We start from the raw sequence: 24,428 nt of genomic DNA on the forward strand, positions 1-24,428 counted from the left end.
TTACACCTTCGACACAAGAGGACGGCCCAACAGGCCCTGAGGCCGGAAGACCAGAACAAGTACGAGCAGCGAGAAGCTGAACACGTCTTTGTAGTCGGAGTTGACCAGGCCCGAGAACAGCGACTCGGAGATCCCGAGAATGATCCCGCCGAGCATCGCGCCGGGCAGTGAGCCGATCCCGCCAAGCACGGCGGCGGTGAACGCCTTGATGCCGATGACGAAGCCTGCGTAGAAGTCGAACGTGCCGTAGTTCATGGTGATCAGCACGCCGGCCAGCGCCGCCATTGCTGCACCGATGATGAACACGTAGGAAATCACCCGGTCGGTGTTGATCCCGAGGATTGAGGCCATCTTGCGGTCTTGCTGGGTGGCGCGGCACATGCGGCCGAGCTTGGTGTACTTGATCACGTAGGTCAGCAGGCCCATGCCGACAAATGCGGCGACCAGAATGAAGATCTTGGTGTAGGTCAGTTGGACGAAACCGCTGCCGACGTCGATGCGCCAGGCACCGGTGAGCAGCGTCGGAACACCCTGTTGACGGGCGCCCTGGCTGATCTGGGCGTAGTTCTGCAGGATCAGCGAGATACCAATGGCACTGATCAGCGGTGCCAGTCGAGTGGAGTTGCGCAGAGGTTTGTAAGCGACGCGTTCGATTACCCAGCCATAGACGCCGGTGACGACGATAGTGAAAACCAGCGTGCCAAGCATCAACAGCGGGAAGGATTCGATACCGAAGTAAGCCAGCAGAGCCAGACTGATTGCCGCGAGGTACGCGGAAATCATGTAAACCTCGCCGTGGGCGAAGTTGATCATGCCGATGATGCCGTAGACCATTGTGTAGCCGATGGCGATCAGGCCATAGACCGACCCGAGGGTCAGGCCGTTGACCAGTTGCTGCAGGAAAATACCATCCATAACGCAATCTCACGCAATGAGAACCTGCCCACCGGAGCGGGCGGCTCTTCTAGGAAAAATACAGATTTACGTCGGAGCAATGCAGATACGATCAGCCCATCCGACCGACACCGTCCCTGTGGGAGCGAGCCTGCTCGCGAAAGCGGTCGATCATTCAACACATGTGTTGGCAGTCATTCCGTCTTCGCGAGCAGGCTCGCTCCCACATTGGATGAGTGGGGATCAACCGATCGCGTCAGCCCTTACTTCTGTTTTTCCAGCTGATGGTATTTGCCGTCCTTGTCCCACTGGTAAACCACGTAGTCAGAGACTTTCAGGTCGCCCTTCTTGTCCCAGGCTTTCTCGCCCATGACGGTTTTCACCGGGTTGGCCTTGAGCCACTCGGCGGCTTTTTCGCCACTGTTGGACTTGGCGCCGTTGAAGGCGGCCGCCAGGGTCTGAACCGACGCGTACGCGTACAGGGTGTAGCCTTCAGGCTCGGTGCCGGCCTTGCGGAACGCGTCCACTACCGTCTTGCTGTCTGGCAGCAGGCGAGGGTCGGCGCCGAAGGTCATCAGCACGCCGTCAACGTATTGCGGGCCACCGGCGGTGGTCACCAATTCGTCGGTGACGATGCCGTCGTCAGACATGAACTTGACGTCTTTCAGGCCTTCGGTACGCAGTTGCTTGACCAGCGGGCCGGCTTCCGGGTGCAGGCCGCCGAAGTAGACAACGTCGGCACCGGCTGCACGAATCTTGGTGACCACGGCGCTGAAGTCTTTCTCGCCACGGGTCAGGCCTTCATACAGCACCGGCTTCACGCCACGTTTTTCCAGTTGAGCCTTGGTCGCATCGGCCAGGCCCTGACCGTAGGTGTCCTTGTCGTGCAGCACGGCGACTTTCTTGCCCTTGAGCACGTCGACGATGTAGTCGCCCGCGACGATGCCTTGCTGGTCGTCACGCCCGCACATACGGAACATGGCGCTCAGGCCGCGCTCGGTCACTTGCGGGTTGGTGGAACCCGGAGTGATCGCGATAACGCCGGCTTCGTCGTAGATTTCCGAGGCGGGGATGGTGGAAGAGGAGCAGAAGTGACCGACCACGCCGGCTACCTTCTGGTTGACCAGATCCTTGGCGACTGTCACTGCCTGTTTCGGTTCGCAGGCGTCATCGCCCTTGACCAGTACGATTTTCTCGCCGTTGACGCCGCCCGCCGCATTGACCGCGTCCGCCGCTGCCTGTGCACCCTTCATGTACTGCTCGCCAAATGCCGCGTTGGCGCCAGTCATTGGACCCGCTACACCGATTTTCACATCGGCTTGAGCAAACGCAGAAACACCCAACGCAGTAGCTACTGCGAGGGCCAGAAAGCCTTTCTTGTAAAACGTCTGGGACATGAGGTGGTGCTCCAAGGTTTTTTTTAGTTGGCACTGCGACTTCACTTCACTGAATGCTCTGAGCAAGCGCCGTGCCATCGGTTTTTTATTCTTCAAAAAGTCGCTGCTTTCTTGTTATTTCGACTGTTTCGTTCCCATTTTCATTGGGCGTGCAACCGTCTAAACCGCGGAAGGTGAAACCTTTTTAAATCTTAGGCGCAACCCACTTGCGCCATCATTGCAACCGCGGCACCAAACGACGTGCAACCAGCCTGTAACAGCTCGCGTCACCGAACTGCACACTGCTGGTGCGGGACTGCTACAACCCGCACCATTAGAGGCTAGTCGCTACGCCGAAAAGCGCCGCTTCCGGCAACATATTTCAACACTCAAATGACGATGCGCAGGCACTGGCCCGCGTGATACAGCGAGAAGCCGGCCTCGTACAGGCAACTGCGCAGGCCGACGCCGGCCAAGGGCTGCATCGGTGCGAAGGGGATCGGCAGGGCTTGAGGATTTCCGTCACACAGGTAGTCGGCGAAGGCTTTGCCGACCACGGTGCCGGTGGTCACGCCACGACCGTTGTAACCGGTGACGGCCACCAGTCCCGGCGCCGGTTCGAACAGGCGCATCAGGTGATCGGGGGTGAAGGCGATGCGCCCGGTCCAGGTGCATTCCCATTCCACCGGTTTCAGGTTGGGGAAGTAGTGTTGCTGCACCCGGTCGGCCCAGGCCTTGAGGAACCACGTCGGCTTCTGATTGCCGTTGCCCAGACTGCCGAGCAACAACCGGCCGTCCTTGTCGCGACGGATGCTGCTCAACACTTGCCGCGTGTCCCATGAGCCCTGACCGCCGGGGAGAATGTCATGGGCGGCGTCTTCGGTCAGCGGCACCGAAGCGACCTGATAGTAGTAACCGGGGAAGAAGTTGCGCTTGAGTTCGGTCCAGTCGCCCTCGGTGTAGGCGTTCGAGGCTATCACCACTTGCTCGGCGAGTACCGAACCTAGCTCGGTCTGCACCGACCATAGCTGGCCCACGCGTTCGAGACGGGTCACTGGCGAGTGATCGAACATCTGCCCGCCCAGGCCCTTCACCGCGTTGGCCAGGCCGGTGACATAGGCCATCGGGTTGAGCGTACCGGCGCGGCGATCGAGCAGCGCGGCGGCAATCTTCTGCGTGCCGGTGGCTTGCTCGCAGGCCTTGCCGGTGAGCAACTCGACCGGCGCGCCGCGACGCTTCCATTGTTGCTCGCGACTGCGCAGATCCGCCTCGCCCTTGGCGTTGTGCGCCATGTGCAGGGTGCCTTCGCGGCGCAGTTGGCAATCGATGTTGTATTTATCCACAAGGCTGAACACCAGCGCCGGCGCCGCCCCGAGCATGCGGTTGAGCTGACTGCCGACCGCTTCGCCGAACCCGGCTTCGATCTCGTCCGGCGGGATCCACATACCGGCGTTGACCAGCCCGACGTTGCGTCCGGAGCCGCCATGCCCGGCACGATGCGCTTCGAGCACGCAGACGCTTTTGCCTTTTTCCAACAGATGCAGCGCCGCCGACAACCCGGTAAACCCGGCGCCGATCACGCAGACATCGACTTTGACCTCACTCTTGAGCGCGGTGTTATCCGGGCGCTGCGGCGTGAGTTTTTCCCACAGACATTCTTCGCGTAACGGCATTGCCAGACTCCAACAGAAACCTAACAAACACTGCGTACCCTGTGGGAGCGAGCCTGCTCGCGAAAGCGGTATATCAGCCAACATCTATACCGACTGACACACCACATTCGCGAGCAGGCTCGCTCCCACTAAGGAGGGATCTCCACCTGTCAGTCGAAGGTAATGCCCTGCGCCAGCGGCAACTCCAGCGAGTAGTTCACGGTGTTGGTCTGCCGGCGCATGTACGCGCGCCAGGCGTCGGAGCCCGACTCACGACCGCCACCGGTTTCTTTCTCGCCACCAAACGCGCCGCCGATTTCCGCGCCGCTCGGGCCGATGTTGACGTTGGCGATGCCACAGTCGCTGCCAACCGCCGACATGAACTGCTCGGCCTCGCGCACGTCAGTGGTGAAGATGCACGACGACAGGCCTTGCGGCACCGCATTGTTCAGGCGCAGCGCTTCCTGGAAGTCGCTGTAGCCGACCACGTAGAGGATCGGCGCAAAGGTTTCGCTGCAGACCACGTCGCTCTGCTCCGGCATTTCGACGATGGCCGGCGACACGTAGTACGCATTCGGGAATTGGTCTTCCAGTTGGCGCTTGCCACCGAATACCCGGCCGCCCTCGCTCAGTGCCTGCTCCAGCGCGTCCTGCATGTTTTCGAAGCTGTGTTTGTCGATCAGCGGGCCGACCAGATTGCCTTCCAGCGGATGGCCGATGCGCACTTTGGCGTACGCGGCTTTGAGGCGGGTGACGATTTCTTCCTTCACCGATTCATGGGCAATCAGCCGACGCAGAGTGGTGCAACGCTGACCGGCGGTGCCGACCGCACTGAACAGAATCGCGCGTACGGCCATGTCCAGATCGGCGCTCGGGCCGAGGATCATCGCGTTGTTGCCGCCCAGTTCGAGAATGCTGCGAGCAAAACGTGAGGCGACTTTCGGCGCCACTTCGCGGCCCATGCGGGTGCTGCCGGTGGCGCTGATCAGCGCCACACGCGGGTCGTCCACCAGCGCTTCGCCGGCGTCACGGCCACCGATGATCACCTGGCACAGATTCGCCGGCGCATCGCTGAAATTCTTCACCACACGATCGAACAGCGCCTGACAGGCCAGTGCGGTCAGCGGGGTTTTCTCCGACGGTTTCCACACCACCGGGTTGCCGCAGACCAGCGCCAGCGTGGTGTTCCACGCCCAAACCGCGACCGGGAAGTTGAACGCGCTGATCACGCCGACCACGCCCAGCGGATGCCAGGTTTCACGCATGTGGTGGCCCGGGCGCTCGGAGGCGATGGTCAAACCGTACAGTTGACGCGACAGGCCTACGGCGAAGTCGCAGATGTCGATCATCTCCTGCACTTCACCGAGGCCTTCCTGTGTGATCTTGCCCGCCTCCCACGACACCAGCTCGCCGAGGTCAGCCTTGTACTCACGCAGCACTTCGCCGAACTGACGCACCAGTTCGCCGCGACGCGGGGCCGGCACCTTGCGCCACTGCTCGAACGCATGATCTGCGCGACTGATGTGCTGCTCGACTTCGGCCGGGCCTTCCCAGTTCACGGTGGCGATGCGGCTGCCATCGATGGGCGAATGCACCGGCACTTTGCCGTTCTGGTACAGGGCCGGGTTCACACCAAGACGATCAAGCAATGCGGCAACCATGGGTCACTCCTCAAGCGAAAAACTGAATGTGTGCGGCCGAATACTCACGACCGGGCAGGCCTTTAGTTGTAGCTTCCCGAAGGCAAGGCAACAAACGACCTTTACGCGAGATATCATTCCGTTTATTCATGCTGCGCACAGAAAGACAAGAAAAAGGGATCACCCATGCTGAACAAACGCCACTTGCCGTCGATCACCGCACTGCAGTGCTTCGAAGCCGTGACCCGGCACCTGAGCTTCACCCGGGCCGCCGAAGAACTGAACCTGACCCAGAGCGCGGTCAGCAAACAGGTGGCGCAGCTTGAGGAATTGTTGCAGCACTTGTTGTTCCGCCGAGTGCGTCGGCGTTTGCAGATGACCCCGGCCGGGGATTTGTACCTGGTGGAAGTCCGAAAAATCCTCACTCAGGTGGAAATGTCCACGCATTACCTGCGCTCCTACGGCGGCGAGACCGAAGTCCTGCGCGTTTCCACGCCCTCGACCTTCGGCGCCCGCTGGCTGGTTCCGCGCCTGAAGGGCTGGCGTCTGCGCCATCCGTCGATCCATCTCGACTTGTGCAACGAGCAGGAGGCCGACGATTTGCTACAGGGGCGCAGCGATCTGGCGTTCTATTTCGGCCAAGGCTCACGGCCCGGCACCGAATGCCTGAAGCTGTTCGGCGAAGAGCTGGTGCCGGTCTGTGCCCCCGGCAGCCTGCCAGACAGGCCCTTCACCGACCCGACGCAACTGACCGATTTGGTGCTGCTGCAAAACGCCTCGCGCCCACAGGCCTGGCACGACTGGTTCGACAGTCAGGGTTACCACACCGAGCACAGCTACCACGGGCCGCGTTTCGAAACCTTTTATATGTGCATCCGCGCCGCCCAGGTCGGCTGCGGTGTGGCGCTGCTGCCACGGTTTCTGGTGGAAGAGGAATTGGCCGACGGCAAACTGGTCATTCCCTGGCAGCATGCAATGCCCAGTTCCGACGCCTATTACCTGGCCTACCCGGAGCATGCGGCGGAAGTGCCGAAGGTGCGGGATTTTGTGAAGTGGATGCTGGAGCAGATCGACAGCCCGAATGCCTGACCCGATTGAAAACTGTGGGAGCGAGCCTGCTCGCGAAGAGGCCGGCACATTCAATGTCAATGTCGACTGAAATGACGCCTTCGCGAGCAGGCTCGCTCCCACAAGGGTTCTGCGGTGATCTAAAAAATTGCTGGCAATCCCCACCGCTGATATGCGCCACTAGCGTCATTGATTGATCCCGCGCAACCGCGCGGTGCACCTGGAGACCCCGTTTATGAGCGAGAGTGTGTTTGCCGATCGCATCGTGCAGAACCTGCTCGACACCGACTTCTACAAACTGACGATGATGCAGGCGGTGCTGCACAACTACCCCAACGTCGAAGTCGAATGGGAGTTTCGTTGCCGTAACAGCGAAGATCTGCGGCCGTATCTGGCCGAGATTCGCTACCAGATCGAGCGTCTGGCCGAGCTGAGCCTGAGTGCCGACCAGTTGAGTTTTCTCGAGCGCATCACCTTCCTCAAACCGGATTTCCTGCGCTTTCTCGGCCTGTTCCGCTTCAACCTGCGCTACCTGCACACCGGCATCGAGAACGGCGAACTGTTCATCCGTCTGCGTGGCCCGTGGCTGCATGTGATCCTCTACGAAGTGCCGCTGCTGGCGATCGTCAGCGAAGTGCGCAACCGCTATCGCTACCGGGAAATCGAACTGGTGCAGGCGCGGGAACAGCTGTATCGCAAGTTCGACTGGCTCAGCGCCAACGCCTCGGCTGACGAACTGGCGCAATTGCAGGTCGCCGACTTCGGCACCCGCCGGCGCTTTTCGTACCGCGTGCAGGAAGAAGTGGTCAATGTGCTGAAGCACGATTTCCCCGGGCGCTTCGTCGGCACCAGCAACGTGCACCTGTCACGGGAACTGGACATGAAACCGCTGGGTACCATGGCCCATGAATGGATCATGGCCCACCAGCAACTCGGCCCACGCTTGATCGACAGCCAGATCGCCGCGCTCGACTGCTGGGTGCGCGAATACCGTGGCCTGCTGGGGATTGCTCTCACCGATTGCATCACCACCGACGCGTTTCTCGGCGACTTCGACCTGTTCTTCGCCAAGCTCTTCGATGGTCTGCGCCACGATTCAGGGGATCCGGTGCAGTGGGGCGAAAAATGCATCGCCCACTATCACAAGCTCGGCATCGACCCGATGAGCAAGACCCTGGTGTTCTCCGACAGTCTGACCTTGCCCAAGTCGCTGGAGATCTTCCGCGCGCTGCACGGGCGGATCAACGTCAGCTTCGGCATCGGCACCAACCTGACCTGTGACATTCCGGGTGTCGAACCGATGAGCATCGTGCTTAAAATGACCGCCTGCAACGGCCAGCCGGTGGCGAAGATCTCCGACGAGCCCGGCAAGACCCACTGCAAAGACCCGAATTTCGTCGCCTATTTGCGACATGTGTTCCAGGTTCCTGCCGTTTCCAGCCTATCTAGCAAGGAGTGAATTCATGCAAGCCGTACAGCGTGAGATTGCTGAACAGCTCAAGGTGCAACCGCCATTCGCCGGGCATCAGGCCCTCGAAGCGGAAGTCGCCCGGCGCATCACCTTTATCCAGGATTGCCTGGTCAATTCCGGCCTCAAGACCCTGGTGCTGGGCATCAGCGGCGGTGTCGACTCGCTGACCGCCGGCCTCCTGGCCCAGCGCGCCATGCGTGAACTGCGCGAGCGCACCGGCGACGACGCCTACAAGTTCATCGCCGTGCGCCTGCCGTACGAAACCCAGTTCGACGAGCACGACGCCCAGGCGTCGGTGGACTTCATCGCTCCGGACGAACGCCACACGGTGAACATCGGCCCGGCGGTCAAATCACTGGCCAAGGAAGTGGCGGCGTTCGAAGGCAAACATGCGGTGTCGGTGGATTTTGTGCTCGGCAACACCAAGGCGCGGATGCGCATGGTCGCCCAGTACACCATCGCCGGCGCGGCCCACGGTCTGGTGATCGGCACCGATCATGCGGCGGAAGCGGTGATGGGCTTCTTCACCAAGTTCGGTGACGGCGCCTGCGATCTGGCCCCGCTCAGCGGTCTGGTGAAAAACCAGGTCCGGGCGATTGCCCGCAGCTTTGGCGCACCGGAATCGCTGGTGGAAAAAGTGCCGACTGCGGATCTGGAAGACCTGTCGCCGGGCAAACCGGACGAAGCCTCCCACGGCGTGACTTACGCCGAGATCGACGCCTTCCTGCACGGCGAGCCGGTGCGTCAGGAAGCGTTCGACATCATCGTCAATACGTACAACAAGACTCATCACAAGCGTGTGATGCCGTTTGCGCCTTGATCGGTAAGTGAATGAAAAGCCCGCTAAGGAGTGATCCTCAGCGGGCTTTAGCAGTGTCAATAAACGATTTAACGGGCTTTGGGTGCAACCACCCTGAATGCCCAAGGGTCCGAGACTCGACCACTCGCCGTTACCGCTCTGATGGTGTGAACCTTTTCAGCCAGATTCGAAATCTTTGCCGTGTAGATTCCATTCAAGTTAGCCGTGAATTTAACCAGATCGTTATCGTAGTCGACGATTGTTCCGTTTTCACCAGGGTTTGCCGTACCGACAACCGTTAACGATGTATCGGTCGTTTGCTCGTGATTGTCGATCAACTGCCCGCTTTCTCCCAGAAGAAACTGGATGCTTACCGGCACGGAGTTCACGACTCGAATGTTCCAGGGACTGGATTCAACACCATCGCTTCCTACCACTGTGAAGCTGTGCGCCCCTACTGACAGTCCGTTCAGCACAGCACTCCAGTGCGCATTTGCATCGATATTCAGTGTGCCTACATGAATTCCGCGATCCAGAAGACTGACTGTTGTATTTGGCTCTCCCTCACCTACAAAGCTCAGATCGACAAACGTAGTGCTTCCACTATTTTCGATGACGTCTCCGTTGGGATCGTTTATCCACAAAATTGCGGCGTGCAGGGACAGTTTCATGTGAACTATGTATGGATCAGACACCTGCCCGTCGGTGGTTTCCACGGTGTAGAAATGCGGCCCGTTTTTCTGATCTGTAATGATCAAACTGTAGTGGCCAACGTGATCAACATTTACCGGGGCATGCGCAGGGACACCGTTGTCGAAAAGCTGCGCCTTTTGATTGGGAGCAGCGGAACCAACAAAAGACAAATATGGATTTGTGCTGACCCCGCCATTTTCGATGAGTTCACCATTGCCATTGGTAACTGTCTCAATGACGGTTCCGCTTGTCACATTACTTCTGTTCGGATCCTGAACCAACGTACGCTGCTGGGGTAATTTCTCTTGATCGGTCATACGAAAACTCCTTTTTCGGAATGGATGCGTACAGTCATCTGAGCGCACCCTCATTCGAGGCTTCTTCGAAATCCGTGTCTACTGTCAGAAATTACAGGTACGAGGGCAATTCCGACGGGCGGTCATGATCACAGAAATGAGGTAAGGTGCAGATTTGATCAGCAGAAAAAACGCCGCTGCAATCACTTGCAGCGGCGTTTTTCGTGTTACGTGTGAGCAGTATTACTTTAGGGTCACGGTGCCTTTCATCATCGAGATGTGGCCCGGGAACGAGCAGAAGAAGCCGTACTTCTCGTCAGCCTTGAGCTTGGACACGTCGATGGTCAGCGAGTCGGCTTCCTTAGCGCCGATGATCTTGGTGTGAGCGATGACACGCTCGTCACCGTCCTTCAGGTAGTTCTTGTCGATGCCGGCAGCCAGGCCGTCGGTAGCGATCGGCTGCATGTCGGCTTCTTTGCTGATCACCAGGTTATGGCCCATGACGTTCTTCGGCAGGCTGCCAGAGTGAGTCAATTCGACGGTGAAGGTCTTGCAGCTCTTGTCGATCACGATCTCCTTGGTGTTGAAGGACATCTGGTCGGTGGAATCAACGGTGGTTTTGCACTCGGCAGCCATCAATTGGCTGCTGGCCAGCGCCAGCAGGGATACCGCAACAACTTTGGAAAACATGGTGAATCTCCAAGGCAGGGTTAACAAAAACACTAATGGTGGAAAGACTGCCTGAAATCTTCGCAAGTTCCTATGACTTGAGTCAAAAATTGTATACAACTTTCAGGCTATGACACTCATCGAAACAATCTACCGGCGATAATCCCGGGCCGGGCCTATGATCGGCGCATCTACTGAAACGGAGTACCGATCATGTTCTTTAACGGCCTGTTGTGCAGTTTGCTCGCCGCCTACGCCTGTGGCGCCAGCGGTACCTTTGAATCGCCAGAACGCGAAGCTTAGCCCTTGGATCAAGACGTGCCAGCCATTACCCTGTGACGGATTGACCCAGGAGGAAGGCATGTCTCTCAAATCCGTTTGTGTATTTTGCGGTGCCAACGCCGGCACTGATCCGGCTTACACCGAAGCCGCCCAAGCCCTTGGCCGGGCACTCGCCGAGCGCCAACTGACGCTGGTTTACGGCGGTGGTGCCGTGGGCCTGATGGGCCTGGTGGCGGACGCCGCGCTGGCCGCCGGCGGCGAAGTGATCGGGATCATTCCGCAAAGCCTGATGGACAAGGAGATCGGCCACAAAAACCTGACGCGCCTCGAAGTCGTCGATGGCATGCACGCGCGCAAGGCCCGCATGGCCGAGCTGAGCGATGCGTTCATCGCGTTGCCCGGCGGTCTCGGCACGCTGGAAGAGCTGTTCGAAGTCTGGACCTGGGGCCAGCTCGGCTACCACGGCAAACCGCTGGGGCTGCTTGAGGTGAACGGTTTTTACAGCAAACTCACGGCTTTTCTTGACCATATCGTCGGCGAAGGCTTCGTTCGCGCCCCACACCGTGACATGCTGCAAGTGAGCGAATCAGCACAATCGCTGCTCGACGCCCTGGATAACTGGAAGCCGACCGTCACGCCCAAGTGGGTCGACCAAAAACCCGGCTAACCGCCGGGCACCGATACAGGGCAGAATACGCGCCGCTCAACCTCACCTTCGACCCCAGAGGATCGCCCATGGCCAAACCCAATTACTCCTTCGCCAAACGTCAACGAGACCTGGAAAAGGAAAAGAAGAAAGAGGAAAAGCTTCAGCGCAAGAAACAGCAGGCTGAAGAAGCGGCACTGAACCCTGACGGTGAAGTGGCGACTGACCACGATGATGATGTTGATGCACCGAAAGACCAGGCGCCTGACGCCTGAGCCCCATCGGGTTTGATCATCGAATCAGACCCTGCGGATTTGTGACGGGGCTGGCGGCTCAGCCGCTGGCCCCCACACCCTCCCCGTTTTCCGAACACGATACGGCTTCCTGTGGGAGCGGGCTTGCTCGCGAAGGCGTCTTCACCTTCAACATTGATGTAACTGACACACCGCCTTCGCGAGCAAGCCCGCTCCCACATGGGTTGCTGTGTTATTCCAATGGCATCACGGTAACGCGGACCTCCGGGTCGTGACTGCCCCCCCCCAGAATCACCCCCCGCAACGGCGACACATCGGAAAAATCCCGGCCCCAGGCCAGGGTGATGTGCTCCAGCGCCGGCTGCACGTTGTTGGTCGGATCGAAATCCACCCAGCCCAATACCGGACAGAACACCGAGACCCAGGCATGCGACGCATCGGCGCCGATCAGCCGTGGCTGTCCCGGCGGCGGCTGGGTCAGCAGATAACCACTGATGTAACGCGCTGCCAGCCCTCGCGAGCGCACGCAAGCGAGCATCAGATGCGCGAAGTCCTGACAAACGCCACGCCGGCGCTCCAGCACCTCGACCAGCGGCGTCGCCACTTGCGTGGCCTCGGCATCGAAGGTGAATTCGCTGAAAATTTTCTGCATCAAGGCCTGCACGCCCAGCAACAAGGGCCTTCCCGGTGGAAAACAGCTTTCCGAAAATTCGACGAAACTGCGTTTCAAATGCACGTAGGGTGACTGAAACCGATAGCGACAAGCCTCCAGCATTTCGGCGGACAATGGCTGGCTGCTGTAGGTCAGCGCATCACGCGTCTGCTCCCACGCCGGGGACAGACTGAAATCCGCCGGTGGCCGCGCCAGCACCTCAACCGTGAGCCGGGCGTTGACCTGCAACTCGTCATGCGGGCGCTCGAAGGCCAGTCGGGTCAGCGGATTGCCGAACACATCCAGTTCATCCCGCCGCGTGGTCGGGTCCGGGCTGATCAGCAATTGCTGCTCGGTGCAGCGTTGCCACGTGCACTCACGCGGCCACAGGTGCGCGAGTTGCTGCGCCAGCGACACCGGGCTGTCGTAGTGGTAACAGGTGTCGTGGAAGATCTGGTAGTGCGCGCTCATCAGACGGACACCGTGCGCTGGCTGACATCATCGACATGGGCAAAGTGGCGCAGCGCCAGTCGATCGGACACCTGACCGCTGGCTTCGGCAATCTCTTGCAGCAGATCCGCCAGACCATCGAGCGCGGCACGCACGCTGTTTTCCCCGAACAGCGGGTTCTCCAGACAGCCCAGATCGAACCGCGCCAGACGCTCGACCAATTGCGGCAGCCCGGCCTCGCGAGGTACGCCGAAATCATCGTTCAAGCGTTTCAAAGTGCGGGTCACCAGTTTCAACTGGAACAACACCGCGTGCGGGTTCTGCTCATCCAGCAGCAACAGGTCGAGCACCGGAATCAACTGCGCCACCGCCAGATACCGCGAACGGTAGGTGATGCTGCTGTTGCCCAACTCCAGCAGCCATTCCAGCCCCGCTTGATCGAACGCCCCGGCGCCGCGCAGAAACGCCGCCAGACTGCTGCTGAGAAACTGCAACCGCTCGATGCGCCGGCCGATCATCAGAAAGCGCCAGCCTTCGTCGCGCGTCATGTCGTCGAGCGCGAACCCCGAGAGCGCCGCCAGCGACATCACCAGCCGGTTGAGGAAATCCAGCAACTCGCCGAAGTCCGGCTCTTCGGTGTCCAGTTCCAGCGCCTCGCGCTGCAACTCGACCAACGCCTGCCAGTTTTCCCGTGAAAGCTTGCCGCGCACCTGCGAGGCCGCCCACTGCAAGCGCTGCAGGTTGGAGCGCAGGCTGAACGACCAGTCCTCGCCGAGCAGCGCCGCCAGCAGCCGCTCCGGTAGCTCACCCTCCTCAGGCAGCAACATCAGCCGCTCGCCCAGCTCCACGGCCGCCTGCAAGGCTTGCGGATCATCGCCATCGACATACCGCGCGAGCATGATCCGCAGCAGTCGCGCACTGTCGTCGCAACGCTCGCAGTAACGGCCGAACCAGAACAGGTTCTCCACCACCCGCGAGGGCAGGTACGGGTCGCGGCGCACCAGATCGTATACGCCGACGTTGCGCTGGGTTTTCCATTGCTCGCCACTCGGCGCACGATCGCCCAACACCCAGGTGTCCTTGCTCGCCCCGCCGCGCTGCATCGACACCACTTCGGCATCGGCCTCGGCGGCGACCCGGGTCAGCCCACCGGGCAATACGCGATAGCCGTCACCACTGGCCACCGCGTACACGCGCATGCCGATCGCTCGCGGTTGCAGTTGGCCGTCTTCGGCCTGCCAGATCGGCGCCTGGGACAGCTGCGCCAGTTCTTGCGCGACATAGGCGTATGGCCGCGCCTGCATGCGCTCGGCGAGCGCCTGGCGCTGTTGTTTGCTCAGATCGCGGCCGAATACCGGCGCGAAGCTTTGTGAGGGGAACGCCGGTTTGATCAGCAGCTCGGGAAGCTTTTCCAACGCCTGCGCCAGCACCGGCGCCTCGCCGCACCACCAGGTGGCGATGGACGGCAGCAGCAGTTCTTCGCCGAACAGGTACTGATTGATCTTCGGCAGAAATCCGAGCAACCCCGGCGACTCTAGCACGCCGCTGCCCAAGGCATTGGCCACCAGCACCCGGCCCTGACGCACCGCTTCCAGCAGGCCAGGCACACCAAGTGCCGAATCGGTGCGCAGCTCCAGCGGATCGCAGAAGTCATCGTCGAGCCGGCGCATGATCGCGTGCACCCGGCGCAGACCACTGAGGGTTTTCAGGTACACCGTGGCATCGCGCACGGTGAGGTCGCCGCCCTCCACCAGCGGATAACCGAGCTGGCGTGCCAGGTAAAGGTGTTCGAAATAGCTTTCGTTGAAGCGCCCGGGCGTCAGCAGCACCACCAGCGGCGCATCGTCAGCACACGGTGCCTGACGCGCGAGGGTTTCCTGCAGGGTGCGGAAGAAGCCGGCCAGGTGCTGCACTTTCAGATCGCGGTACAACTCGGGAAACGCCCGCGAAACGATGGTGCGGTTTTCCAGCGCATAGCCCGCGCCCGACGGTGCCTGAGTACGATCCGCCGTGACCCACCAGCGCCCGTCCGGCGTGCGCGCCAGATCCACGGCGTACAGATGCAGAAAGGCATCTTCCGGTGGCGCGATACCCTGACAAGGCCAGAGAAAATTGTTGTGGCCGAACACCAGCTCCGCCGGTAACAACCCTTCGCTGATCAGCCGCTGCGGGCCATACAGATCGGCCAGTACCGCATTGAGCAGGCGTGCTCGCTGGGCAATCCCCGTCGAGAGTTGTTGCCACTCGTCAGCAGCGATCACGTGCGGCAGCAGGTCCAGCTCCCACGGGCGGTCAGCGCCCTTGGGATCGGCATAGACGTTGTAGGTCACGCCGTTTTCCTGAATCTGCCGGGCCAGCAACGCCTGCCGCTGCACCAGTTGCGCCGGGGTGCTGCGCTGCAATTGATCGAACAGCCGCCGCCAGTGCGGGCGCACTTCCCCGCTGTCATTCAGCAGTTCGTGATAAGTGCCCGCGGTCAGCGGGTAGCGGTCTAGCAGGTCAGGCATGGAAAGCTCGGCAGACAGCAGGGAACGGTCAGACTAACGCAGGCACATGACGTGCGGATATACGAAAAATCCGCATGTCGTGCAGGACTTAGAAACGTCGCAAATCGAGCGTCATCGGCAGCTCGTCGGAGATTGTCAGGTTCGGTATCGGAAGTTTCCCCGGCGTGTGTCCGATGCGGAAAAACCGCGCCATGCGCCGGCTCTCAGCTTCGTTGGCATTGACCGGCAACGTCTCGTAATTGCGCCCGCCCGGGTGCGCCACGTGGTACTGGCAACCGCCCAGCGAACGCTGCATCCAGGTGTCGAGCAGGTCGAACACCAGCGGCGCGTGCACCGGGATGGTCGGTTGCAGGCAGTTGGCCGGTTGCCAGGCCCGAAAGCGCACGCCGGCGACGAACTCACCGATGCGCCCGGTCGGTTGCAGCGGCAGCGGAATGCCGTTGCAGGTCAGCAGATAGCGCTGCGGCGGCAAGCCGCTGAGCTTGATCTGCAAACGCTCCAGCGACGAATCGACATAACGCACCGTGCCGCCCGCCGTACCCTCCTCGCCCAGTACATGCCAAGGTTCCAGCGCCTGGCGCAGCTCCATCTCGATGCCGCTGACCGCGTAATCGCCGACCTTGGGAAAACGGAACTCCAGATGCGCAGCGAACCACTCGGCGCGCAATGGATAACCGGCGTTGTTCAGTTCGACGATGACGTCGGCGAAATCCTGCTCGATAAAGTGCGGCAGCATGAAGCGGTCGTGCAGCTCGGTGCCCCAGCGCGCCAGTTTCGGCGGCGCATAGGGCTCGCGCCAGAATCGCGCAACCAGCGCCCGCAGCAATAACTGCTGAGCCAGGCTCATCCGCGCATGCGGCGGCATTTCGAAGGCGCGCAGCTCCAGCAGGCCGAGACGCCCGGTAGCGCCATCCGGCGAATACAGTTTGTCGATGCAGAACTCGGCGCGGTGAGTGTTGCCGGTGACGTCGATCAGCAGATTGCGCAGCAGGCGATCCACCAGCCACGGCGCGCACGCTTCGCCCGGTTCAGGCATCTGCGCGAAGGCGATTTCCAGTTCGTACAGGGCGTCGTTGCGCGCTTCATCGACCCGCGGTGCCTGCGAGGTCGGGCCGATGAACAAGCCGGAAAACAGGTAGGACAGCGACGGGTGGTTGTGCCAGTAACTGATCAGGCTGCGCAGCAGATCCGGGCGGCGCAGGAATGGTGAGTCCGCCGGGGTCGCGCCACCGAGGACGAAATGGTTGCCGCCGCCGGTGCCGGTGTGGCGCCCGTCGATCATGAATTTTTCGGTGGTCAGGCGGGTTTGCCGCGCCTGTTCATAGAGAAACTCGGTGCGCTCGACCAGCTCGTCCCAGGTCGCCGATGGCTGCACGTTGACCTCGATCACGCCCGGATCCGGGGTGATGCGGAAGTTGCTCAGGCGCGGATCACTCGGCGGCTCGTAACCTTCCAGCAGCACCGGGCAATGCAGCTCCTCGGCGGTGGCTTCGATGGCCGCCACCAGTTCCAGATAGTCCTCGACCCGCTCCAGCGGCGGCATGAACAGATACAGACGCCCTTCGCGCGCTTCGGCGCAGAAGGCGGTGCGAGTCAGCCAGTCGGCGGACTCGTCGATTGTCGGCGCACGTTCGGCGGCCGTTGCGGGTTCGGCATGGCTGTTGAGCTGGGTGGTGTCCGGCAGCTCGGGAAAGTCCTGATTCGGATCGTTGGGATGAATGAACGGATACTCCGCCGCCTTCACCCACGGCTGCGAGCCGAGTGGCAAGCGATAACCCAGCGGCGAATCCCCCGGTACCAGTCGGCAATGCTCGTCGCGCAGATACCAGCGCCCGCTCTGCCATTGATCACCCTTGGCGGTGCGGGCCAGCGGTAGCACCTGGCCGATTACTTTATCCAGCCCCTGAGCGAAAACCTTGCGCAGACGCGCACGCTCCAGCGGTTCTTCAAGACGCGAGTCTTCAGCGCTGACGTTGCTCGGCAATGCGCCCTCACGCCAGAGGTAATAAAAATTGTCTTCGTAGGCTGGAAACACGAAACGAGCAGGCAGTTTCAGGCGTTCGGCAACACTCGCGAGAAAGCGTCCCGCCAGTTCGCCATCGGCGCCGTAGTCCTGCTGCTCATCGGCGATCAGCGCGTTGTTGTGCCAGATCGGCACGCCGTCGCGGCGCCAATAGCAGTTGAGCGACCAGCGCGGCAATTGCTCGCCGGGGTACCACTTGCCTTGACCGAAATGCACCAGACCTTTCGGCGCATAGTGCTGGCGCATGCGCTGGAACAGTTCGGCGGACAGTAGGCGCTTGTCCGGGCCTAGCGCGGCGGTGTTCCACTCGGCGCCGTCCGGGTCGTCGATGGAGACGAAGGTCGGCTCGCCGCCCATGGTCAGGCGCACATCGCCTTCCAGCAGGTCGGCATCGATCTGCCGGCCCAGCGCCTGAATCGCCAGCCACTGCTCATCGGTGTAGGGCTTGGTCACCCGTGGCGCTTCCCAGATCCGCTCCACCGACATTTCGTGGCTGAACTGGCATTCGCACGGCTCGACCAGACCACTGATCGGTGCCGCCGAGGATGGATCGGGGCTGCAGGCCAGCGGGATATGCCCTTCGCCGGCGAACAATCCGGACGTAGCATCCAGACCGATCCAGCCTGCGCCTGGCAAGTACACCTCGCACCAGGCGTGCAGGTCGGTGAAATCCACCTCGGTGCCGGATGGGCCGTCGAGGCTCTTCACGTCGGCAGTCAGTTGAATCAGGTAACCGGAGACAAACCGCGCGGCCAACCCGAGGTTGCGCAGCAGTTGCACCAGCAGCCACGCCGAGTCGCGGCAGGAGCCGGAGGCATGTTCGAGGGTGTGTTCCGGGGTTTGCACGCCCGGTTCCATGCGGATCAGGTAGCGGATGTCTTCGCTGAGGCGCTGGTTGAGCATCACCAGGAAATCCACGGCGGGCAGCGGCGTACGGTCGATCCCGTCCAGATAGGCTTTGAATGCCGGGGTCAGCGGCAGAGTTTCGAGGTACGGCGCCAATTCCTTGCGTTCATCTGCGGCGTAAGTGAAGGGGATTTTCTCGGCATAGGGTTCGAGGAAGAAGTCGAAGGGGTTGAACACCGCCATCTCGGCCAGCAGATCGACCTCGATGCGCAACTCGTCGGTTTTCTCGGGGAACACCAGACGCGCGAGGTAGTTACCCTGCGGGTCTTGCTGCCAGTTGATGAAATGCTGCTCGGGCGAGACCTTCAGCGCATACGAGAGGATCCGCGTGCGGCTGTGGGCGGCCGGGCGCAGGCGTACGATCTGCGGGCCGAGTTCGACAGCGCGGTCGTAGCGGTAATGCGTGACGTGATGCAATGCGACATGAATCGACACGGCGTGCCTCCTGCGAGCCTAAGCGTATTCGAAAGCGCGCAAGACTTATGCCATGCAGAGGCTTGGGCGCTTTCCCGGAATGCTCAGGGCAGTACAGCACCAAAATCGGGCGATGCGGGGAAATGGTTCGAGGAAGTTGCGCCTAAATGTGGCGGCAGTGGTAGATGCGGCGCCTGAGATGAAGCCTTCGCGAGCAAGCCCGCTCCCACAGGTGTACGTATTCCAATGTGGGAGCGGGCTTGCTCGCGAAAGGGCCAGTCGTTTCAGCACACTTCTTGAGCCCTGAAATGCAAAACGCCAACCCGAAGGTTGGCGTTCTGTTGAAACAAAAAGCGACTTAGCGCGGAACGACCGGCTTGCGAGCCGGTTTCGGCCCCTTGCCCTTGGCCGCTTCCTTGCGTTCCTTGGCCGCCTGCTGGTTGCGGGCGAACGCCGCAGCCTTGGCTTGTTCACGCTTGTCCCACGGATTGCCACCGTCGCTGGCACGCGGCGGCAGGCCGTTGTGCTGGGTGAGAATCTTGGTGGTCTTCTCTTTCGCGACCTTGTGGCTGCCGGCCGGTGTCGAGTTCTTGCGACGGGCGCTCTGGTAGCTGTCGGTAGCCGGTTGATGCAGCGGAATCAACTGATCCTTGCCCGGACCGATCAGGTCACCACGTCCCATGCGAATCAACGCTTCGCGCAGCATCGGCCAGCCTTTCGGGTCGTGATAACGCAAGAACGCCTTGTGCAGACGACGCTGCTCTTCGCTCTTGACGATGGTCACGCCGTCGCTCTTGTAGGTGACCTTGCGCAGCGGGTTCTTGCCCGAGTGGTACATCGCGGTGGCGGTGGCCATCGGCGACGGGTAGAACGCCTGCACCTGGTCGGCACGGAAACCGTTGCCCTTGAGCCACAGCGCCAGGTTCATCATGTCTTCGTCGGTGGTGCCCGGGTGCGCGGCGATGAAGTACGGGATCAGGTACTGCTCTTTGCCTGCTTCCTTGGTGTACTTCTCGAACATGCGCTTGAACTTGTCATAGCTGCCAATGCCCGGTTTCATCATCTGGTTGAGCGGACCTTCCTCGGTGTGTTCCGGGGCGATCTTCAGGTAACCGCCGACGTGGTGGGTCACCAGCTCTTTGACGTACTCCGGCGACTCGACCGCGAGGTCGTAACGCAGGCCGGAGGCGATCAGGATCTTCTTCACACCCGGCAGGGCACGGGCACTGCGGTACAGCTGAATCAGCGACGAGTGGTCGGTGTTCAGGTTCGGGCAGATGCCCGGGAATACGCAGGACGGCTTGCGGCACGCGGATTCGATTTCCGGGCTCTTGCAGGCGATGCGGTACATGTTTGCGGTCGGGCCGCCAAGGTCGGAGATGACACCGGTGAAGCCCGGAACCTTGTCGCGGATCTCTTCGATCTCGCGAATGATCGACTCTTCGGAACGGTTCTGGATGATCCGGCCTTCGTGCTCGGTGATCGAGCAGAAGGTGCAGCCGCCGAAGCAGCCACGCATGATGTTCACCGAGAAACGGATCATGTCGTAGGCCGGAATCTTCTCCTTGCCGTACGCCGGGTGCGGAACCCGGGCGTAAGGCATGCCGAACACGTAGTCCATTTCTTCAGTGGTCATCGGAATCGGCGGCGGATTGAACCAGACGTCGATCTCGCCATGTTTCTGCACCAGCGCGCGGGCGTTGCCTGGGTTGGTTTCCAGGTGCAGCACGCGGTTGGCGTGGGCGTACAGGACCGGGTCGTTACGCACCTTTTCCATCGACGGCAGGCGGATCACGGTCTTGTCGCGAGTCATGCGCGGGCTGGCCAGGATCTGTACGACCTTGGCTTCCTCGGGATCATCCACCGGGCCCTTCTCTTGCTCGATGGCGCAGGCCTGGGTGTCCTGGGTGTTGACGTACGGGTTGATGATCTTGTCGACCTTGCCCGGACGGTCAATGCGCGTGGAATCGACTTCGTACCAGCCCTGCGGCGTGTCACGACGGATGAACGCGGTGCCGCGCACGTCGGTGATGTCTTCGATCTTGTGCCCGTAGGACAGACGCTGGGCCACTTCGACGATGGCGCGCTCGGCGTTGCCGTACAGCAGAATGTCGGCGCTGGCGTCGATCAGGATCGAGTTGCGTACACGATCCTGCCAGTAGTCATAGTGGGCGATGCGGCGCAGCGAAGCTTCGATGCCGCCGAGGACGATCGGCACGTGTTTGTAGGCTTCCTTGCAGCGCTGGCTGTAGACCAGGCTCGCGCGATCCGGACGCTTTCCCGCCATGCCACCCGGGGTGTAGGCGTCGTCGGAACGGATTTTCTTGTCCGCGGTGTAGCGGTTGATCATCGAGTCCATGTTGCCGGCCGCGACGCCGAAGAACAGGTTCGGCTCGCCGAGCTTCATGAAGTCGTCTTTGGATTGCCAGTTCGGCTGGGCAATGATCCCGACGCGGAAGCCCTGGGACTCCAGCAACCGGCCGATGATCGCCATGCCGAACGACGGGTGATCGACGTAGGCATCACCGGTGACGATGATGATGTCGCAGGAATCCCAGCCGAGCTGATCCATCTCCTCCCTGCTCATCGGCAGGAATGGCGCTGGCCCGAAACATTCGGCCCAGTACTTTGGATAGTCAAATAACGGCTTGGCTGCTTGCATGTCGATAACCGGTGTTGGCTTTCATTGAATTTCGCGGGCGCGGAATATAGCACAAATTTTGACCAATTCCGACGGCTGTGGTCGGAAATTGCGCCACGCCCATTCGCGAGCAAGCCCGCTCCCACATTTGAATGCATTCCAGGTGTGGGAGCGGGCTTGCTCGCGAAGGCGTCAGCTCAAACGATGAAGAATTTACTCGTCGTCGTCGAAGTTGTAACTGCCCGGCGCGAGGTTTTCGAAGCGGGTGTACTTACCGATAAACGCCAGGCGGATAAAGCCGATCGGGCCGTTCCGCTGCTTGCCGATGATGATTTCGGCGATGCCCTTGTGCTCGGTTTCCGGGTGATACACCTCGTCCCGGTACACGAACATGATGACGTCGGCGTCCTGCTCGATAGCTCCGGATTCCCGCAAGTCGGAGTTCACCGGACGCTTGTTGGGACGTTGTTCCAGGGAACGGTTGAGCTGCGACAGCGCCACCACCGGGCAGTTGAATTCTTTGGCCAGGGCTTTCAGGGATCGGGAGATCTCGGAAATCTCGTTGGTCCGGTTGTCACCGCTGGAGCCGGGAATCTGCATCAGCTGCAGGTAGTCGATCATGATCAGACCGATGTCGCCATGTTCGCGCACCAGGCGCCGGGTCCGCGCACGCATTTCCGACGGGCTGATGCCGGCGGTATCATCGATGAACAGCTTGCGATCGTTGAGCAGGTTGACCGCCGAGGTCAGGCGCGGCCAGTCGTCGTCTTCGAGCTGGCCGGAACGCACCTTGGTCTGATCGATACGACCGAGGGACGAGAGCATACGCATGATCAGCGATTCACCTGGCATCTCGAGGGAGTACACCAGCACCGCCTTGTCGCTGCGCAGTACGGCGTTTTCCACCAGGTTCATCGCGAAGGTGGTTTTACCCATCGACGGACGGCCGGCGACGATGATCAGGTCGGACGGCTGCAGACCGCTGGTCTTCTCGTCGAGGTCGGTATAACCGGTGGACAGACCGGTGATCGCGTCGGCGGTGTTGAACAGGGTGTCGATGCGGTCGATGGCCTTGGTCAACAGTTCGTTGACCCCCACCGGGCCGCCGGTCTTGGGCCGAGCCTCGGCGATCTGGAAGATCTGCCGTTCGGCTTCGTCGAGGATCTCTTCGGCTGTACGGCCTTCAGGGTTGAAGGCGGCGTCGGCAATTTCGGTGCTGATACCGATCAACTGGCGCAACGTCGCCCGCTGGCGAACGATCTGCGCATAGGCCTTGATGTTGGCGACGGACGGCGTGTTTTTCGCCAGTTCGCCGAGGTAACCGAGGCCGCCGACCTGGGACGTCTGACCTTCCTTGTCCAGTTGCTCGGCAAGGGTCACGACGTCGATCGGCATGTTCTGATCGGCCAGTTTGGCGATCGCACGGAAGATCAGACGGTGGTCATGTCGGTAGAAATCGCCGTCGGAGACTTGATCGAGCACGCGTTCCCAGGCGTTGTTGTCCAGCATCAGACCACCGAGTACGGCCTGTTCGGCCTCGATGGAGTGCGGCGGCACCTTCAGGGCAGCGGTTTGCAGATCGTATTGCTCGGGAGCGGTGATTTCGTTCATGGCCACTTGGAGTCAGGTTTGAAAACGGGAGTACCAGAAAGACAAAGGGCACGACCTGTAAACAGGATCGTGCCCGATGTTACCGGCAAGCACCCGAGGGTGCCAGCCGACAAGTATTGCTTAAGCTGCTACCACGACAACGCGTACGGTGGCTTCAACTTCGGCGTGCAGGTGCACAGCCACGTCGAATTCACCCACGTTGCGGATGGTGCCGTTCGGCAGACGAACTTCGCTCTTCTGCACTTCAACGCCGGAAGCGGTCAGTGCGTCAGCGATGTCGTGAGTACCGATCGAACCGAACAGCTTGCCTTCGTCGCCAGCGGTGGCAGTGATGGTCACTTCCAGCTCGGCCAGTTGGGCAGCACGGCTTTCAGCCGATGCTTTACGGTCTGCGGCAGCTTTTTCCAGCTCGGCACGACGCTCTTCGAACGCAGCCAGGTTGGCAGCGGTCGCAGCGGTAGCCTTGCCGAAAGGCAGCAGGTAGTTACGGCCGTAACCGGCTTTAACGTTTACTTTGTCGCCCAGGTTGCCCAGGTTGGCGATTTTTTCCAGAAGGATCAGTTGCATGTGGAAATCCTCTTAACTTTTAACCTTCACCGTTCGCGTTATCGGTGTCTTTCGACACGTGACGACCGCGAAAATCAATCAGGCTGTCGACAATGGCCAGAACCACGAGCAACGGATAGAGCAGCTGCATGAACAACAGCAGCGTGACGTACAACCCCACCAGCCAGAAACCGGCCAGTCGCTTCTGCCCGACCAGCCCGTGAATCAGGGCGAGTCCGGCGAACACCAGCGGTACGCTGCACAACGGCGTCAACATGGCCATCTGTGCACCGAGATTCGGGCCCAGAAGCATCAACGCCAGCAGCAACATCGCCGGCCCCAGCGGGATCCGGATGACGCGAAACTCGCGACCAAAACCACCCGGGTTGTACAACAACGCTTGCCAATGCCGCCCGACAATCAGGCTCAGCACGCTGACGATCTGCAACAGAGCCGCAATCAGTCCGGTCAGGACTGGTGCAATCAGGGACGCGAAGCGCGCTTGCTCATCGACCGACAATTGCTTGTAGGTTTCACCAAGAAGCGCCGGCATGACCTTTATCAAGGCCTGCGCGAGCATCTCAATCTGGGCCGCAAACGCTGCCCCGAGCACCACTGAAAACACCACTCCAATCACTACGCTGACCAGCAGCGTGCGAACCCAGGACTCACTTGCGCGCAACACCAACGCAAGCCCCGAAGACCCCAGCAGCACCAGAAGTGCCCGTGGATCATCGGCATACAGCCACCAGACCAAAGCCGGCAGCAGCCCCAGAGACAGAACACCCAGGGCGTCCGTCAGTCCGCGCCGCAGGAGCACAAGGCTCCCGGCGGCAGCACCCAACCAATACAACAACGGCAATGTTGCACATCCGGCCACCACGAGAGTGGCCTGCATACGGCCTCGCATGATGAACTCAGCTAAGGCACGCATGCAT

The 24,428-nt window shown here is 60.9% G+C and carries 18 protein-coding genes; 5 read left to right on the plus strand and 13 right to left on the minus strand.

The genetic code is table 11. The features are described 5' to 3' along the window. The 4 genes from ACM6I7_RS17600 to ACM6I7_RS17615 all read right to left on the minus strand — a co-directional run bounded on the left by ACM6I7_RS17600 (position 1) and on the right by ACM6I7_RS17615 (position 5,583). Positions 1 to 915 (minus strand): ABC transporter permease subunit, encoded by a 915-nt coding sequence (locus tag ACM6I7_RS17600; protein WP_027613532.1) that lies wholly within the window; start codon positions 913 to 915, stop codon positions 1 to 3. 242 nt (positions 916 to 1,157) lie between these two features. Beyond that, on the minus strand, positions 1,158 to 2,291 hold the full coding sequence (locus ACM6I7_RS17605; RefSeq protein WP_027613531.1) for an ABC transporter substrate-binding protein: 1,134 nt from the start codon (positions 2,289 to 2,291) through the stop codon (positions 1,158 to 1,160). A 368-nt stretch (positions 2,292 to 2,659) separates the two neighbouring features. Further along, a complete protein-coding gene (locus ACM6I7_RS17610) occupies positions 2,660 to 3,943 on the minus strand; it encodes an NAD(P)/FAD-dependent oxidoreductase (RefSeq protein WP_115988328.1) in 1,284 nt (427 codons plus the stop codon). Positions 3,944 to 4,092: 149 nt separating this feature from the next. Further along, positions 4,093 to 5,583 (minus strand): aldehyde dehydrogenase family protein, encoded by a 1,491-nt coding sequence (locus tag ACM6I7_RS17615; RefSeq protein WP_414888958.1) that lies wholly within the window; start codon positions 5,581 to 5,583, stop codon positions 4,093 to 4,095. Positions 5,584 to 5,748: 165 nt separating this feature from the next. Between ACM6I7_RS17615 and ACM6I7_RS17620 the strand changes: the two genes are divergently transcribed. The 3 genes from ACM6I7_RS17620 to nadE all read left to right on the plus strand — a co-directional run bounded on the left by ACM6I7_RS17620 (position 5,749) and on the right by nadE (position 8,921). After that, entirely contained in the window at positions 5,749 to 6,651 is a 903-nt protein-coding gene (locus tag ACM6I7_RS17620) for a LysR family transcriptional regulator (protein ID WP_097089881.1), read from the plus strand. Between the two features lie 214 nt (positions 6,652 to 6,865). Continuing rightward, on the plus strand, positions 6,866 to 8,089 hold the full coding sequence (gene pncB, locus ACM6I7_RS17625) for a nicotinate phosphoribosyltransferase (RefSeq protein ID WP_041065644.1): 1,224 nt from the start codon (positions 6,866 to 6,868) through the stop codon (positions 8,087 to 8,089). A 4-nt stretch (positions 8,090 to 8,093) separates the two neighbouring features. Continuing rightward, positions 8,094 to 8,921, plus strand: a complete 828-nt coding sequence (gene nadE / locus ACM6I7_RS17630; protein WP_027613527.1) for an ammonia-dependent NAD(+) synthetase — start codon at positions 8,094 to 8,096, stop codon at positions 8,919 to 8,921. A 68-nt stretch (positions 8,922 to 8,989) separates the two neighbouring features. Here nadE and ACM6I7_RS17635 read toward each other — a convergent pair whose 3' ends face one another. Both ACM6I7_RS17635 and azu read right to left on the minus strand, forming a co-directional pair. Further along, positions 8,990 to 9,910 (minus strand): hypothetical protein, encoded by a 921-nt coding sequence (locus tag ACM6I7_RS17635; protein WP_414888959.1) that lies wholly within the window; start codon positions 9,908 to 9,910, stop codon positions 8,990 to 8,992. 222 nt (positions 9,911 to 10,132) lie between these two features. Then, a complete protein-coding gene (gene azu, locus ACM6I7_RS17640; RefSeq protein WP_097089879.1) occupies positions 10,133 to 10,579 on the minus strand; it encodes an azurin in 447 nt (148 codons plus the stop codon). Positions 10,580 to 10,919: 340 nt separating this feature from the next. Between azu and ACM6I7_RS17645 the strand changes: the two genes are divergently transcribed. After that, complete coding sequence (locus ACM6I7_RS17645; RefSeq protein WP_027613525.1) at positions 10,920 to 11,507, plus strand: TIGR00730 family Rossman fold protein; 588 nt, start codon at positions 10,920 to 10,922, stop codon at positions 11,505 to 11,507. Positions 11,508 to 11,575: 68 nt separating this feature from the next. After that, positions 11,576 to 11,761: a hypothetical protein gene (locus ACM6I7_RS17650; RefSeq protein WP_103368243.1), complete on the plus strand. Its 186-nt coding sequence runs from the start codon at positions 11,576 to 11,578 to the stop codon at positions 11,759 to 11,761. Between the two features lie 211 nt (positions 11,762 to 11,972). On the opposite strand, the gene ACM6I7_RS17655 is transcribed toward ACM6I7_RS17650, so the two are convergent. From ACM6I7_RS17655 to ACM6I7_RS17685, 7 genes are all read right to left on the minus strand, one after another. Next, positions 11,973 to 12,863: a transglutaminase family protein gene (locus tag ACM6I7_RS17655; protein WP_096794772.1), complete on the minus strand. Its 891-nt coding sequence runs from the start codon at positions 12,861 to 12,863 to the stop codon at positions 11,973 to 11,975. Further along, positions 12,863 to 15,349, minus strand: coding sequence for a circularly permuted type 2 ATP-grasp protein (locus tag ACM6I7_RS17660; RefSeq protein WP_414888960.1), 2,487 nt, complete (start codon positions 15,347 to 15,349; stop codon positions 12,863 to 12,865). The genes ACM6I7_RS17655 and ACM6I7_RS17660 overlap by 1 nt, the downstream gene beginning before the upstream one ends. Positions 15,350 to 15,437: 88 nt before the next feature. Beyond that, positions 15,438 to 18,713 (minus strand): DUF2126 domain-containing protein, encoded by a 3,276-nt coding sequence (locus ACM6I7_RS17665; RefSeq protein ID WP_414888961.1) that lies wholly within the window; start codon positions 18,711 to 18,713, stop codon positions 15,438 to 15,440. Between the two features lie 337 nt (positions 18,714 to 19,050). Next, positions 19,051 to 21,354 carry a YgiQ family radical SAM protein gene (locus ACM6I7_RS17670; protein WP_007967456.1) on the minus strand — a complete coding sequence of 768 codons (2,304 nt, stop codon included), beginning with the start codon at positions 21,352 to 21,354 and terminating at the stop codon, positions 19,051 to 19,053. Positions 21,355 to 21,546: 192 nt separating this feature from the next. After that, positions 21,547 to 22,944: a replicative DNA helicase gene (dnaB, locus tag ACM6I7_RS17675; RefSeq protein ID WP_003221138.1), complete on the minus strand. Its 1,398-nt coding sequence runs from the start codon at positions 22,942 to 22,944 to the stop codon at positions 21,547 to 21,549. Positions 22,945 to 23,064: 120 nt separating this feature from the next. Further along, positions 23,065 to 23,511, minus strand: a complete 447-nt coding sequence (rplI, locus tag ACM6I7_RS17680) for a 50S ribosomal protein L9 (protein WP_003221136.1) — start codon at positions 23,509 to 23,511, stop codon at positions 23,065 to 23,067. A 19-nt stretch (positions 23,512 to 23,530) separates the two neighbouring features. Continuing rightward, positions 23,531 to 24,424, minus strand: a complete 894-nt coding sequence (locus tag ACM6I7_RS17685) for a hypothetical protein (protein WP_097089873.1) — start codon at positions 24,422 to 24,424, stop codon at positions 23,531 to 23,533. Positions 24,425 to 24,428: the final 4 nt, after the last annotated feature.

The sequence above is a fragment of the Pseudomonas sp. IT-93MI4 genome, from assembly GCF_949767635.1.
Taxonomy (GTDB): Bacteria; Pseudomonadota; Gammaproteobacteria; order Pseudomonadales; family Pseudomonadaceae; genus Aquipseudomonas; species Aquipseudomonas putida_A.

What these genes read in the sequence shown, in the direction of transcription:
- dnaB (WP_003221138.1), bottom strand. Translation starts at nt 22,944, where the DNA reads ATGAACGAAATCACCGCTCCCGAGCAATACGATCTGCAAACCGCTGCC.
- ACM6I7_RS17600 (WP_027613532.1), bottom strand. Translation starts at nt 915, where the DNA reads ATGGATGGTATTTTCCTGCAGCAACTGGTCAACGGCCTGACCCTCGGG.
- pncB (WP_041065644.1), top strand. Translation starts at nt 6,866, where the DNA reads ATGAGCGAGAGTGTGTTTGCCGATCGCATCGTGCAGAACCTGCTCGAC.
- ACM6I7_RS17645 (WP_027613525.1), top strand. Translation starts at nt 10,920, where the DNA reads ATGTCTCTCAAATCCGTTTGTGTATTTTGCGGTGCCAACGCCGGCACT.
- ACM6I7_RS17670 (WP_007967456.1), bottom strand. Translation starts at nt 21,354, where the DNA reads ATGCAAGCAGCCAAGCCGTTATTTGACTATCCAAAGTACTGGGCCGAA.
- ACM6I7_RS17635 (WP_414888959.1), bottom strand. Translation starts at nt 9,910, where the DNA reads ATGACCGATCAAGAGAAATTACCCCAGCAGCGTACGTTGGTTCAGGAT.
- ACM6I7_RS17605 (WP_027613531.1), bottom strand. Translation starts at nt 2,291, where the DNA reads ATGTCCCAGACGTTTTACAAGAAAGGCTTTCTGGCCCTCGCAGTAGCT.
- ACM6I7_RS17610 (WP_115988328.1), bottom strand. Translation starts at nt 3,943, where the DNA reads ATGCCGTTACGCGAAGAATGTCTGTGGGAAAAACTCACGCCGCAGCGC.
- ACM6I7_RS17660 (WP_414888960.1), bottom strand. Translation starts at nt 15,349, where the DNA reads ATGCCTGACCTGCTAGACCGCTACCCGCTGACCGCGGGCACTTATCAC.
- ACM6I7_RS17655 (WP_096794772.1), bottom strand. Translation starts at nt 12,863, where the DNA reads ATGAGCGCGCACTACCAGATCTTCCACGACACCTGTTACCACTACGAC.
- ACM6I7_RS17615 (WP_414888958.1), bottom strand. Translation starts at nt 5,583, where the DNA reads ATGGTTGCCGCATTGCTTGATCGTCTTGGTGTGAACCCGGCCCTGTAC.
- rplI (WP_003221136.1), bottom strand. Translation starts at nt 23,511, where the DNA reads ATGCAACTGATCCTTCTGGAAAAAATCGCCAACCTGGGCAACCTGGGC.
- azu (WP_097089879.1), bottom strand. Translation starts at nt 10,579, where the DNA reads ATGTTTTCCAAAGTTGTTGCGGTATCCCTGCTGGCGCTGGCCAGCAGC.
- ACM6I7_RS17650 (WP_103368243.1), top strand. Translation starts at nt 11,576, where the DNA reads ATGGCCAAACCCAATTACTCCTTCGCCAAACGTCAACGAGACCTGGAA.
- ACM6I7_RS17620 (WP_097089881.1), top strand. Translation starts at nt 5,749, where the DNA reads ATGCTGAACAAACGCCACTTGCCGTCGATCACCGCACTGCAGTGCTTC.
- nadE (WP_027613527.1), top strand. Translation starts at nt 8,094, where the DNA reads ATGCAAGCCGTACAGCGTGAGATTGCTGAACAGCTCAAGGTGCAACCG.
- ACM6I7_RS17685 (WP_097089873.1), bottom strand. Translation starts at nt 24,424, where the DNA reads ATGCGTGCCTTAGCTGAGTTCATCATGCGAGGCCGTATGCAGGCCACT.